The 12380-nt window shown below is 74.7% G+C and carries 15 protein-coding genes and 1 pseudogene; 9 read left to right on the forward strand and 7 right to left on the reverse strand.

The annotated features are described in order from the left end of the window. Positions 1-517: 517 nt before the first annotated feature. Complete coding sequence (locus tag ACIBIW_RS17775; protein ID WP_399337065.1) at positions 518-1078, forward strand: nitroreductase family protein; 561 nt, start codon at positions 518-520, stop codon at positions 1076-1078. A 14-nt stretch (positions 1079-1092) separates the two neighbouring features. Here the strand turns inward: ACIBIW_RS17775 and ACIBIW_RS17780 are convergent, their stop codons facing one another. After that, complete coding sequence (locus ACIBIW_RS17780) at positions 1093-1950, reverse strand: SDR family NAD(P)-dependent oxidoreductase (protein WP_399337067.1); 858 nt, start codon at positions 1948-1950, stop codon at positions 1093-1095. Here ACIBIW_RS17780 and ACIBIW_RS17785 point away from each other — a divergent pair. Both ACIBIW_RS17785 and ACIBIW_RS17790 read left to right on the forward strand, forming a co-directional pair. Next, positions 1944-2024 (forward strand): hypothetical protein, encoded by an 81-nt coding sequence (locus ACIBIW_RS17785; protein WP_399337605.1) that lies wholly within the window; start codon positions 1944-1946, stop codon positions 2022-2024. The two genes, ACIBIW_RS17780 and ACIBIW_RS17785, sit on opposite strands and share 7 nt — an antisense overlap. A 28-nt stretch (positions 2025-2052) precedes the next feature. Beyond that, entirely contained in the window at positions 2053-2667 is a 615-nt protein-coding gene (locus tag ACIBIW_RS17790; RefSeq protein ID WP_399337069.1) for a TetR/AcrR family transcriptional regulator, read from the forward strand. A 32-nt stretch (positions 2668-2699) separates the two neighbouring features. Here ACIBIW_RS17790 and ACIBIW_RS17795 read toward each other — a convergent pair whose 3' ends face one another. After that, entirely contained in the window at positions 2700-3152 is a 453-nt protein-coding gene (locus tag ACIBIW_RS17795) for a MarR family winged helix-turn-helix transcriptional regulator (protein WP_399337071.1), read from the reverse strand. A 57-nt stretch (positions 3153-3209) separates the two neighbouring features. Between ACIBIW_RS17795 and ACIBIW_RS17800 the strand changes: the two genes are divergently transcribed. Together ACIBIW_RS17800 and ACIBIW_RS17805 are read left to right on the forward strand one after the other, a co-directional pair. Continuing rightward, positions 3210-4031, forward strand: coding sequence for an SDR family NAD(P)-dependent oxidoreductase (locus ACIBIW_RS17800; protein ID WP_399337073.1), 822 nt, complete (start codon positions 3210-3212; stop codon positions 4029-4031). A gap of 116 nt (positions 4032-4147) precedes the next feature. Continuing rightward, positions 4148-4663: a peptidoglycan-binding protein gene (locus tag ACIBIW_RS17805; protein WP_399337075.1), complete on the forward strand. Its 516-nt coding sequence runs from the start codon at positions 4148-4150 to the stop codon at positions 4661-4663. 531 nt (positions 4664-5194) lie between these two features. On the opposite strand, the pseudogene ACIBIW_RS17810 reads toward ACIBIW_RS17805, so the two are convergent. Continuing rightward, positions 5195-5245, reverse strand: a pseudogene (locus ACIBIW_RS17810) (hypothetical protein); the annotation flags it as partial. Positions 5246-5543: 298 nt separating this feature from the next. Here ACIBIW_RS17810 and ACIBIW_RS17815 point away from each other — a divergent pair. Next, positions 5544-6593, forward strand: coding sequence for an Acg family FMN-binding oxidoreductase (locus tag ACIBIW_RS17815; RefSeq protein ID WP_399337076.1), 1050 nt, complete (start codon positions 5544-5546; stop codon positions 6591-6593). Between the two features lie 151 nt (positions 6594-6744). Beyond that, positions 6745-7212, forward strand: a complete 468-nt coding sequence (locus ACIBIW_RS17820) for a pyridoxamine 5'-phosphate oxidase family protein (protein WP_399337078.1) — start codon at positions 6745-6747, stop codon at positions 7210-7212. A gap of 15 nt (positions 7213-7227) precedes the next feature. Here the strand turns inward: ACIBIW_RS17820 and ACIBIW_RS17825 are convergent, their stop codons facing one another. Further along, positions 7228-7992 (reverse strand): response regulator, encoded by a 765-nt coding sequence (locus ACIBIW_RS17825; RefSeq protein ID WP_399337080.1) that lies wholly within the window; start codon positions 7990-7992, stop codon positions 7228-7230. A gap of 217 nt (positions 7993-8209) precedes the next feature. Between ACIBIW_RS17825 and ACIBIW_RS17830 the strand changes: the two genes are divergently transcribed. Beyond that, the gene (locus ACIBIW_RS17830) at positions 8210-9937 is read left to right on the forward strand and encodes a GAF domain-containing protein (RefSeq protein WP_399337082.1); all 1728 of its coding nucleotides are present in this window, start codon (positions 8210-8212) and stop codon (positions 9935-9937) included. A 124-nt stretch (positions 9938-10061) separates the two neighbouring features. Here the strand turns inward: ACIBIW_RS17830 and ACIBIW_RS17835 are convergent, their stop codons facing one another. The 3 genes from ACIBIW_RS17835 to ACIBIW_RS17845 all read right to left on the reverse strand — a co-directional run bounded on the left by ACIBIW_RS17835 (position 10062) and on the right by ACIBIW_RS17845 (position 12168). Next, positions 10062-10706, reverse strand: coding sequence for a hypothetical protein (locus ACIBIW_RS17835; RefSeq protein WP_399337084.1), 645 nt, complete (start codon positions 10704-10706; stop codon positions 10062-10064). A 164-nt stretch (positions 10707-10870) separates the two neighbouring features. Continuing rightward, positions 10871-11698 carry a universal stress protein gene (locus ACIBIW_RS17840; protein WP_399337086.1) on the reverse strand — a complete coding sequence of 276 codons (828 nt, stop codon included), beginning with the start codon at positions 11696-11698 and terminating at the stop codon, positions 10871-10873. A 197-nt stretch (positions 11699-11895) separates the two neighbouring features. After that, entirely contained in the window at positions 11896-12168 is a 273-nt protein-coding gene (locus ACIBIW_RS17845; protein WP_399337088.1) for an ABC transporter permease subunit, read from the reverse strand. On the opposite strand from ACIBIW_RS17845, the gene ACIBIW_RS17850 reads away from it, so the two are divergent. Next, positions 12134-12292, forward strand: a complete 159-nt coding sequence (locus tag ACIBIW_RS17850) for a hypothetical protein (protein ID WP_399337640.1) — start codon at positions 12134-12136, stop codon at positions 12290-12292. The genes ACIBIW_RS17845 and ACIBIW_RS17850 overlap by 35 nt on opposite strands. Positions 12293-12380 lie beyond the last annotated feature (88 nt).

The raw sequence follows: 12380 nt of genomic DNA on the forward strand, positions 1-12380 counted from the left end.
AGCAACGCGGACGGTCTGCGCGTGGAGTTCGTCGAACGGCCCGGTTCGAGCCCGGCCGGGTCTCGCCGCCCGCGCCCGGCGCGACCGAGGGCATGCGGTTCGCCCACGTCACCGGCCCGGAGGGCAATCTCCTCGGACTGACCGAGACGGCGCGGGGTTGATCCCCGCGGGGGCGCCGGGTGCCGTCGGGCTGGACGCGGCCCGGCGCCCGTACCACCTCGCCGCCGAGCCGCCGCGCGACCGCGGTCAGTTCGTCGAGGGCGTCGGCGGCCGGTACTTCGCCGACTGCAACGAGACCCGGGGTCGTCGACCGGCGCACCGGCACCCTGCACGGTGTGGCACGGTACGCCGTCGACGCGGAGGGCGGCCGACGCCCGTGGGACCTGTCGGAGGGACTGCCCGTCCGGGCGGCCCACGCGCGCGTCGACAACGCGACGGCGGCCCGCACACCGCGCCGCGCCGCTCGGAGTCGTACCGGACGGAAATACGTACTCGGGGTCGCCGGTTGCACCGGAGCATGCAGCATCCTCAGGAGCCGCCCGGCGGCATACACCCCCTGCTTGCGGGGCGCTTCAGCCCGCACCGGTTCGATCCCGCGGGGGCTGTCGACGACCACGCGCTCCACCTGCTGCTTGAGGCCGCGCGCTGGGCGCCGTCGGCGGGGAACTCCCAGCCGTGGGGCTTCTTCCCCGGCAGGCCGGGCGAGCCGGAGCACGACCGGGTTTTCCCCCATCTCGCGCCCAGCTCGGCCCGCTGGGCGAAGGACGCGGGACTGCTCGTCGTCACACTGGCGCGGCGGCACGTCGACGACACGCAGTTGCTCTACTCCGAGTTCGCCGACTACGACCTCGGCCAGGCCATCGCCCACATGACCGTCCAGGCCCAGGCCATGGGGCTGGCCGCGCACCAATTCCGGGCCTTCGACCTGGGAGGTCTCACCAAGGAACTGGACCCGAACCCGGGCTGGGCGATCGTCTCCATGGTCGCCGTGGGCAAGGCGTCCGGCGGGCCCCCGCGGGGCCGTGACCGGCACAGTGTCGCGCACCTGCGCTCCGCTCCCTGGTCACCGGTGGAGTGACGCCCGAGCCGTGATCACCGAGTGTCCCTTCCGGCCGTGTCCGCCGCGGCCGGTCGTCCCTGGGCGGCGTTCGAGACGGCGGCCCACTCGTTCCACTCCGCGAGGCGGTCCTCGTAGACCCTCCGGAAGAGGGGGAGGGACCGCGAGCCCAGGATGAGGCGCAAGGGGGGCCGTTCCGCGTCGAGGACCGCGAACAGGGCGGGCGGGGTGGCGGCCGGGTCGCCCTGGGGCAGGCCCGCGCTCATCGTGGCGAGGGCGTTACGGGCCTGGTCGTAGGCGGGGATCGGGGCGGCCCTGCGCGACGAGGTGTCGGTGAAGAACGTGGTCCGGTAGGCGCCGGGCTCGATCAGCGTGACATGGACGCCGAACGGCGCGACCTCCTGGGAGAGCGACTCCCCCAGGGCCTCCACGGCCCACTTGGCCGGCTGGAAGAACATCGGGCCCGCGACGATCCCGCCCATGCTGGACACGAGCAGGAAGTGCCCGTGCCCCCGTGCGCGCAGGATCGGCAGGGCGGCCTGTACGACGGCGAGCGTGCCGAAGACATTGGTCTCGACGTTGTGGCGCGCCTCCCGGTCGGAGACCTCCTCCACCGCGCCGAACAGTCCGTAGCCCGCCGCGGTGAGCACGACGTCGAGACCTCCGAAGTGCCGGCTTCCGCGCTCCACCGCCTCGAAGACGTCGTCGCGCCGGGTGACGTCGAGGGACAGCGGCAGCACGGCGTCGCCGTACGCCGAGGCCAGGTCACCGAGCGGCCCGGCCGATCGGGCGGTGGCCACCACGCGGTCTCCGCGCTCCAGCGCGGCCTCGGCCCACACCCGGCCGAAACCGCGCGAGGCGCCGGTGATGAACCAGGTGCGGTCGCCTGGCATGGGAGGGCTCCGTTCGGTCGAGGAGTGGGGCGTCGTCAGTTCGTTGCAGTGACTGTAAAACGTGCAGTCTGTGAAATCAATGCAGTGTGGGAACCTGTGGCAATGACTGCGGACGGCGAGACGCTCCGGGAGCGGCGGCAGCGGGAGACCAAGGAGCAGATCGCCAGGACGGGGCTGCGGATGTTCTCCGAAGGGGGGTACGACGAGACGAGCCTCGCGGAGGTGGCCGCGAGGGTGGGGATCTCCGCCCGTACGCTCTTCCACTACTTCCGCACCAAGCCGGAGATACTGGCGTACTGGCTCGACGACGACTTCGCCGCCGCGCTGACCGCACGGCTCCGGGAGGACCGGAACGGGGCGGGTCCGGCCTGGCCCCTCCTGCGGGAGGCCCTCGCCGCCCTGGTGGGACGGCACCAGGGCCCCGAGTCCCTGACCGTCGACCGCCTCTTCGCGTCCACGCCCTCCCTTCGCGCGCACAAGCAGGCGATCTACGCGGAGTGGGAGGACGCGGCCTTCGCGGGCCTGACGGCGGCCCGGCCGCAGGAGCCCGAGCACCGGCTGCGGACCGTGGCGATGCTGGGCATCGGCTGCCTGCGCCTTGCGCTCGGGGCCCGCTACGCCGCCGAGTACTCCGTCCGCCTCGACCGGCTACTGGCCGAGCAGTTCGCAGCGGTGGCCGCCGCGGTCGAGGGCAGCGGCAGCGGCACCGGCGCCTGAGGTCCGCCGCCGGGCACCGGTCCCGCGAGGGCTCAGGGTGCCGCCTCGGGAGGCGGCGCGGCGATCTCGCCGATGACCTGCCAGAAGGCGTCGCGGCCCGGTGCGGAAGCGTGCGCCAGCAGGGCGCGGCGGACCGCCCGCGCGTGCGCCGGGCGCGCGGCGGCAAGCGCGGCCCGGCCCTCGTCCGTGGCGACGACCAGCACGCGCCTGCCGTGGTCGGCCTCGCGCAGCAGCAGCCCGCGTTCGGCCATCCGGGAGAGCTGGCGAGAGAGCCGGGCGCGCTTCCAGTCCAGCAGCACACCGAGATCGTGCTGCGGCATGCGGCCGCCGCCGTTCTCGACCACCCGGGAGAGGACGGCGAAGTCGGCCGCGGACAGCCCGGACGCGCCCTGGATCTCCCGTGCGACCTCGGCGAGCACGGCCTCGTTCGCCCGCTTCCAGGCGGTCCACCGCTGTGTCTCGGAGTCGTCGAGGGGCTGCGTCACGGGGACAGCCTACCTTCCGGGTTGCCACGTAAACACGAGCGGCGCATGATGGTTTACATGGCAACTCAGCACAAGCGCGCCGTACTCATCACCGGGGGCAGCTCCGGCATCGGGCTCGGCCTGGCGGAACGGCACCTGGCGGCCGGACACCGTGTCCTCATCACGGGCCGCAGCCCCGACCGGCTCGCGGCGGCGGCCGACCGGCTGCCGGGCGTCGAGACCCTCACCAACGACATCGCCACCGCCGAGGGACGACAGCAACTGGCCGACCACGTCGGGCGGGCCATGCCGGAGCTTGACGTACTGGTCAACAACGCCGGTATCCAACGCCGGGTGGCCATCGCGGCGGACCGCTGCCCCTGGGCCGAGGCGCAGCACGAACTCGACATCCTCCTGGCCGCGCCGATCCACCTCGGGCGGCTGCTCGTCCCGCTGATGCTGGCCCACGGCCGCCCCGGCGTGCTCGTCAACGTCACCTCCGGGGGAGCCTTCGTCCCGCAGCCCTTCGCACCGCTCTACAGCGCGGCCAAGGCCGCCCTGCACAGCTACACCGTGAACCTGCGGCACGCCCTGGAGGCCACCCGGGTCCGGGTGGTGGAGCTGGTGCCCCCGGCCGTGGCCACCCCGCTCGCGGGACCCGGCCCGGCACACGGCGCCGACCCCGACGAGTTCTGCGACGCCGTCTTCCCCCTGCTCGACGGCGCCCGGGCGGAGGTCGGCTTCGGCCCGACCGCCACCCCCGAGTTCACCGCCCAGCGCGCCATCGAACACCGCACCTTCACCGCCATGTCCGACCGCTTCCCCGTGCCCGTATACCTGCCCGGCGGACGCCCCTCGGGCCACGAACCGCGCTCCGGGGAGCCGGCAGCGCGGGGGTGAGGACTTCCACCGGATCGCGCGCGCCCCCTTGTCCGGCATCGGTGGCTCCGCGAGCGTGGAAGCGGGGCCGCCGCGACGGCGGGAGGCCGGGCGGGGCCCGCGGAAGGGAGAACCAGATGCGCGCAACACCCGGAAGGTGGGCACTGCCGGGCGCGGCCGTCCTCGCGGCGGCCGTACTCGGCGTACTGGGCACGGCACCGGCACACGCGAGCGTGGCCCAGGGCGGTGTCTACGGCACGGGAGTGGTGACCGACGACTGGGGAGACGAGGGGCCCCTCTCCACCACGCAGAACTCCCACAACAACGTGGTCGCCCTCTGGCAGACGGTCCTGTGGGCCGACGGGCTGCTGCCCGACAGCGGCAGGGACTGCGAGTTCGGACCGCAGACCGCGGACGCGACGAAAGCCTGGCAGCGGGCCCACGGCCTCACGGCGGACGGCGTCGTCGGCCCTGCCACCTTCGGCAAGGCCGACGACAGCCTCAGCCTGGCCGGTGACGAGATCCGCTACACCGGGAGCCAGGCCGTGGTGACCGGCATGTACCGGGACAGCACCGGCCGTTACTACTCGACGTACGAAGGCACCACGTACTACCTCTCGTACACCGTCGCCGACGGTCCTGTGTGCGACTGACCCGGGGGCGGCAGCGGCCGCGTGCCCCGCGCCGGCAGCCCGAGCGCGGGCCCTCGCCATCCCCACGCCGTACAGGAAGTCGGGAATGTCCAGCTTTTCCTGGAGTAGGTCGCTCCGCAGGAAGACCGAGGCACGGCCCTCGGTGTCGATGCGGAACACCGTGTGGGTCAGCTCGTCGACGGCGTAGGCGGTGCCGTCGGGCGCCACCGTCACATCGGAGATCAGGTGCTGCCTGCCGTCGAGGGTGAGCGCCGTCAGATCGACGCACCAGTTCCGGTGGCCGCGACCACGACGAGTGCGGCTCCCGCCACGGCGGTCTTCAGCCTCGTCTTCTTCATCGTCCTTGTTCCTCGGGAGGGGGGGAAGGCAGGCAAGGCGCAGGCAGGGGGCAGCCACGCGGGGCGCGGGCGGGCGGGGCGGCTTCGCGGGGGCACCGCGGCGGTGCGTTCCGCCGGTGTCAGGCCGCTGCTTGACGGCCGCGTGGAACAGCGCTTGCCCTGCGTTGTTCCACGTCAGGATGTCGGAGCGCCTGCCGAGTACGACCGCGGGCGAGTCCCCGAAGGTGTCGACCAGTTGGCGCACCGCCGGGGTGACGCGCTCGGCGGGGAGTCGGCGGCGGCTCCTGCGGCCGTCGCCGGTCGCCGTAGTCCGGCAGCCCCACGTCCGCGGGCTTCAACCGGGCCCGGCGCGTGGACAGGAACTCACCGAGGAGGTAGCAGACAGACCCGGTAGCGGCGGACACCCCGCGGCCCGCCCACGGCGGTGGGGACCCTTGGCCCCCCGCCCGGGGCCTTGTGGCCCCTGCGGGCGCCGGGCGGGTTCGCGCACGCTGGGAGTGTGGTTCCGCATCGGACGTCCCAGGGAGCAGTGGGTGAGAGTGATGACGACTCCGCGGATCGCCGAGGTACGTGCCCTGGTCGCGGCCGCCGGCCTCGCGCCCTCGATGCACAACGCACAGCCGTGGATCTTCCGGTTCGACCCCGGCAGCGGCGTACTCGACCTGCGCGCCGACCCGGCGCGCGCCATGCCCGCCACCGACCCGGAAGGCCGGGGGCTGCGCATCGGCTGCGGCGCCGCCCTGTTCACCCTCCGGGTCGCGGCCGCGCACACCGGGTGGCGGGCGGTGTGGGAGCCGCTGCCCGAGCCCGGCGACCCCGAGCTGCTCGCCAGGGTGCGGCTAGGGGGTGTTGCGAAAGTCCCGTCTGCCGGGCGAACGACGCCACTTTCGCAACACCCCCTAGGCGCGGCGGGGCGCCCCGAGGCGTCGCTCGGGCGGCTCTTCCCCTTCATCGCGCTGCGGCACACCAGCCGCGAACCCTTCTCCGAGCTTGAGGTCCCCGAGGCGGTGCGCCGGTCGCTCGCGGCCGCGGCGCGCGCCGAGGGCGCCGAGATCGTCTTCCCCGGGCCCTGGCACACCGACGCGCTGCTCGAACTCGTCGAGGACGCCGAGCGTGAGCAGCGCTCCGACCGGCGCGCCCGCGCCGACGTCGCCCGCTGGACCCGGCTCACGGACGCGGACGCGCCCGCCGCCGTCGACGGCATCCCCCGCTACGCACTCGGCCCGTCCCGCTGGTACGGGCGGGCGCCCGTGCGGGACTTCGCCGCCGACGCCCCGGTGCCGGGACGGCCGGGCGCCGGGTTCGAGCAGACCCCGCAGCTCGCCCTGCTCGGCACGGGCGGCGACACCCCGCGCGACTGGCTCACCGCGGGGCAGGCGCTCGGGCGCGTGCTGCTTGAGGCCACCGCGCACGGCCTCGCCACCTCCCTCACCTCGCAGGCGCTCGAATGGGAGGATCTGCGCCGGTTCGTGCGGGACCCGATGTCGTCCATGGCGGCCGTCCACATGGTGCTGCGGCTGGGGTACGGCCCTCCCGGGCGTCCCACGCCGCGGCGGCCGGTCGACGCCGTGTTCACCCTGGCCGGGGCGTGACGTGCCCGGCGGACGCTCCCCCGGCTCCCCGGCCAGGGCGCGGCAGGCCCACTCGCCGAAGGCCGGGTCCCGCGCCCGCCCGCTCCAGGAGGGCGCGGATGAGGGCCGACCGGCCCTACCCGCGCGGGGCGGACGTACGGACCATGGGCTGATGTTCCTGAGCGACACCTTCCGCGTGCTCGACCGGCACGAGTGCCTGCGGCTGCTGGCCGGGGTGTCGGTCGGCCGCGTGGTGTACACCCGGCAGGCCCTGCCCGCGGTGCTCCCGGTGAACTTCTGGCTGGACGCCGACGCCTCGTCCGTGGTCCTGCGCAGCTCCGCGGAGTCCGACCTGGTGCGCGCCGTCGACGGGTTCGTGGTCGCCTTCGAGGCGGACGAGTTCAGCGCGGCGGAGCGCTCCGGCTGGAGCGTGGTGGTCACGGGGCGCGCCGCCGTCGTCGGCGACCCCGAGGAGCGGGAACGGCTCGCGGGCGGCGGCCCCGGGTCCTGGATGCCGCTCAGGGACGCGGTCGTCGTACGGATCGAGACCACGATGGTGACCGGCCGCCAACTGCGGGGCGGGCCCGAAGGGCCGGGGGAGCGAGACGCCGCGGGCGGGGGCGGCGCCCCGGGCGCCTGAGCCGGGCCCCGGGGGTCAGCCCCCCTCGCCCCGGCGCCGGTCCCTGGCGCGGGTGGCGATGACGGCCGCCTGGACGCGTCGCTCGACGCCGAGCTTGGCGAGCAGCCGGGAGATGTGGTTCTTGACGGTCTTCTCGGCCAGATACAGCCGCTCGCCGATCTGCCGGTTGGTCAGGCCCTCGCCGATCAGCGCCAGGATCTCCCGCTCACGGTCGGTGAGGCCCGGCACCTCCTCGCGCTGCTCCTCCTGCCGTGGGCCCTGGCGCAGCCTGGCCATCAGCCGGGTGGTGGCGCTCGGGTCGAGCAGGGACTGGCCCGCGGCCACGGTGCGTACGGCCGAGACCAGGTCGGAGCCCTGGATCTGCTTCAGTACGTACCCGGAGGCCCCGGCCATGATCGAGTCGAGCAGGGCCTCCTCGTCGTCGAAGGAGGTCAGCATCAGGCACGCCAGTTCCGGCATGCGCGAGCGCAGCTCACGGCAGACGCTCACCCCGTCGCCGTCCGGCAGCCGCACGTCGAGCACGGCCACCCGCGGGCGCAGCGCGGGGACGCGGGCGAGGGCCCGCTCCGCGGTGCCCGCCTCGCCGACCACCGTGATGTCCGGCTCGTCGTCGAGCAGGTCGCGCACCCCGCGCCGTACCACCTCGTGGTCGTCGAGCAGGAAGACCCTGATCGGGTCGCCGGGGTCCGTCCGCCCCGTGTCCCCTGCGCCCGGCCGCCGCGCGCTCTCCGGCCCTGGCCGCCCCGTGTCCCCGGGTTCCGGCCGCTCGCCGTCCGCCATCGCACTCTCCTCGTCGTAGACCCGGTGCCACCGTGGCAGGACCGGGCGTGGCCGCCCGCGCCGTCCGCGCCCCACGCCGATCCTGGGCGATCGCGCGCCGAAGGGCCAGGGCCGATCGGCCCCGACCCGCCAGCCGTCCTCCGGATGCCCGCGCGCGGGCGCGGGCGCTCCGGCATGATGAGGGCTTGCCGTTGGCATTTTCCCGGAGGGAGCGGCGATGGGGCAGAGCCCGGCGGACGGACGCGGGGAGAGCCCGGCGGTGCCCCAGTTGCGTCTCGACGAGCTGCTCGAAGGGCTCCAGGCGCAGGTGGCACAGGTGCGGGCGGCCAGGGACCGGGTGCACTCGCTGCTCGACGCGGTCCTGTCCATCGGCTCCGAGCTGGACCTCGACGTGGTGCTGCGGCGGATCACCGAGTCCGCGGTCGCGGTGGTGGACGCCAGGTACGGGGCGCTCGGGGTGCTGGGCGACGAGGGAAGGATCAGGCGGTTCATCACCGTCGGCGTGGACGAGGAGACCATCGCGGCCATCGGCCACTACCCGGAGGGCCAAGGCATCCTGGGGCTGCTGATCCGGGAGCCGGAGCCGCTGCGCCTCGCCGACCTGGGCCGGCACCCCGACTCGGTCGGCTTCCCCGCGGGGCATCCCCCGATGACCACCTTCCTGGGGGCGCCGGTGCGGGTGCGCGACCGGGTCTTCGGCAATCTGTACCTGACCGACAAGCGCGGCGGCGCCGAGTTCGACGACGATGACGAGGCGGTCCTGCGCACCCTCGCCGCCGCGGCCGGGGTGGCGATCGAGAACGCCCGGCTGTACGACGACAGCAGGCGCAGGGAGCGGTGGCTGACCGCGAGCAGCGAGCTGACCAGGAGCCTGCTCTCGGGCACCGACCCCGATGAGGTGCTGCGGCGCACCGCCGCCACCGTCAGGGACCTGTCGGGGGCGGACCTGGTGACGCTCGCCGTGCCGTTCGAGGGCGGCGAGCTGGTCATCGAGGCGGCCGACGGGGTGGGCGCCGAGCGGGTGCGCGGTCTCGCGCTCGCGGCCACGACGCTGGCCGCGCGGGTGTACCGCGCGGGCGAGCCCTTCACCAGCGCCGCGCTCTCCGAGGAGGCGCAGGCGGGGGGCGGTTCCGCCGCGCTGCTCGACCTCGGGCCCGGGTTCCTGCTGCCGCTCGGCGGCGGTGAGCGGGTGCGGGGGGTGCTACAGGTCGCGGGGCTGCCGGGGCAGCCGGAGTTCTCCGACTCCGTCATCGCCATGGTCAGCGGCTTCGCCGACCAGGTCGCGCTGACCCTGGAGATCGCCGAGCACCGGCGCGAGGCGGAGCGCCTGATGGTCCTGACCGACCGCGACCGTATCGCCCGCGACCTGCACGACCTGGCCATCCAGCGGCTGTTCGCCGCGGGGCTCACCCTGAACTCGGTGCTCGGCAGGGTCGCCGACAGGCCCGAGGTGACCGAGCGCGTCCAGCGGGTCGTCGACGACCTCGACGACACCATCAAGACGGTACGCGGCACGATCTACGCGCTGCGCGAGAGCGACCGCAGCGCGGCGGGCGGGCTGCGCACCAGTCTCCTCGCGGAGGCCGACCAGGCGGCCGCGGTGCTCGGCTTCGCGCCCGCGCTGCGGATGACCGGGCTGCTGGACACCGACGTGCCCGCGGGCCACGCCGGGCATCTGCTCGCGGTGCTGCGCGAGACGCTGTCCAACGCCGCCCGGCACTCGGGCGCCACCTCCGTCGAGATCACCGTCGGCACGGACGGCACCGAGCTGCGGCTGCGGGTCGCCGACAACGGCACGGGCTTCGACCCCGGCGCGGTGCGCCAGAGCGGCCTCGACAACCTGCGCCGCCGCGCCGCGGACCTCGGCGGCAGCCTCACCATCGCCCGCGGCGAGCCCACCGGGACGCGGATGGAGTGGACGGTCCCGCTCCCCGCGGACGGCTGAGGCACCGGCGCGACGGGGCCCGGGGCCGCGCGGCCCGGCACACGGAAACAGCCACACGGAAGGGCGGGCCGGCCCGCTGCCCCGGGCCGGTCCGCCCCGCTCCTCACGCCCTCGGGGGCGGCGGCTACTTGAGCCACGGGTTCCTGCGGACGAGCGGGAGCTGCTGCCAGAGCCCGCCGAGTCCCCAGGTGCGTCCGGCCGCCGCGATGGCCAGGGCGATGAGGAGGACCGCGTACACCAGGTGGTAGTCGATGACCGGGTTGGACGACATGCTCGGGCTGCCGTCCGACAGGTGCGAGGCAGGGGGCCACTCGGCGGCCCACATGAACGCCATCATGACGGTGCCCGCGACGGCGGCGGGCCTGAGCGCTATCCCGGCGAGGAAGGCGAGGCCGACTCCGAGCAGCCCGAGCATGAACAGCCAGTCGACCCAGACCTGTCCCGCCCAGGAGTGGAACATCGACTCGAACGGACCGGCGGACACCCCGCCGAGGAAGCCCTTCGCCGGCGAACCGCCGTTGACCCAGGCGCCCGAGGAGGGGGTCGCGTAGCCCCAGCCGAACGTCTTGTCCAGGAAGGCCCACAGGAAGACGAGCCCGAGCACGATCCGCGCGACCGCCGCCGCGCGGGCGACCGCGAGGGACCCGGTGCGCTGCCGCGCCTGCCCGGCCGCGCCGGACGCCGCCGCGTCGGACACCGGCCCGTCCCCGGTGCGGCGCAGCGCGGGGAGGTGCAGCCTGGCACGCTGGTGACTCTGGTGAACTGACATGTCGTCCAACCCTTTCCGGGGTCCGGCCGTGCGCTTCGTCCTTGTCTGCTTCCACTCTCGGCCCGTGGCCCCGGCCCCCGCTGCGGCCCGAGGTCCCCGCCGCCCGGGACCAAAGGCCCGACTCCACCGGGACGTTCAGGGACCCCCACGCCCCGCGGGAGCCGTCAGGTGGGGACGATCAGTACGGGGCAGCGGGAGCGGCCCAGCAGGGTGTGGACGGCCCAGCCGAGGCGCGGCCCCGGCAGCCCCGCGGTGTGCGGGCGGGCGGCGACGACCACGTCCGCCTCCCCGGTGGACCTGAGCAGGGTCTGCGGTGCCACGGTGCGCACCATGCGCGTGTCGACCTCGACGAGCGGGTGCCGCCGCCGCAGCCGCTCCACCGCGGTGCGCGCCACCGGCACCTCGGTCCCGAGTCGCCGCGCCACCCGCACCGCGCCGGGCGCCCGTACGGCCATCCGCGGCGGCGGGCCCTGCGGCAGGTGGCGCTGCTCCCAGGCGCACAGGATGACGAGCCGCGCCGCGCGGCGCTCGGCCTCCGCGAAGGCGTACTCCACCGCGGCCGTGTCCGCCTCGCCCTCCAGGGCGACCACCACCCGGCCGCGCTCGGCGGGCGGGTGGTCGCCCAGCACCACCAGCAGGGGCCCGTTCAGATGGGCGGCGAGGCGCACTGCGACCGAGCCGAGCAGCAGCCCCGCGACGGGGCCGAGCCCGCGGGCGCCGACGACGGTCAACTCGGCGTCGTGCCCCGCGCCCACCAGCGCACGCGCCGCGTCCGCCTCGACCGCCGTGGCCGTCACCGGCAGCCGCGGATGCCGTTCGCGCACCCGCGACACGGCGGCGGCCAGTACCGGCCCCGCCTCGTCGCGGTCCTGGACGGCGTACACGACGCGCAGCGCGACACCGCGCCACAGCGCCTCGCGTGCCGCCCCGTCGAGCGCCCGTGTCGCGACCAACGAGCCGTCCACCCCGACGACCACGTGCCGACCGATCATGACTGCCGCCTCCCACGCACCGATCCCGGGCCGCGGCAGGGGGCCCCGCGCGGTTCCCTGCGATCGATGCTGGTCCGCGAACCATCCGGCGGACAGGGCCCGTTGGCCCTGGACAGCGGCCGTAAGGCCCCTCTTCGGCGCGCCCGCAGGGACCTGTGGCCCCCGTTGCCCCGCCGGGCGCGGGGGAAGGGTGGCCGCTACTTGATGCCGGTGGTGGCGATGCCCCTGACCAGGAAGCGCTGGCCGAACAGGAAGACCAGGAACAGCGGCACCAGGGTGATGATCGACATCCCGAACATGCCTCCCCAGTCGCTGCCGCCCGTGGAGTCCTGGAATGACCGCAGGGCGACCGAGGCCGTGTACTTGTCGGGCGAGGTCAGATAGATCAGGGCGGTGAAGAAGTCGTTCCAGGTCCAGATGAAGGTGAAGATCACCGTGGTGGCGATCGCCGGCACCATCAGGGGCAGCATGATCCGGGAGAAGATCCGCCAGTGGCCGCAGCCGTCGATCCTGGCGGCCCTCCTGGACCGCTGGCAGCGGGAGACCGGCGATCCGATCCTGTCGGGGCCGATACCGGGGCCGGTACGGGAGTAGTCGGGGACTGGTCCGAACTGATCCGGAGGTGGTCCGGGGCGATCCGGAGGCGATCCGGAGAGGGCGGGCGAATGTCCGTACCGGTAGC

It is taken from the genome of Streptomyces sp. NPDC050560 (assembly GCF_044457285.1).
Classification (GTDB): domain Bacteria; phylum Actinomycetota; class Actinomycetes; order Streptomycetales; family Streptomycetaceae; genus Streptomyces.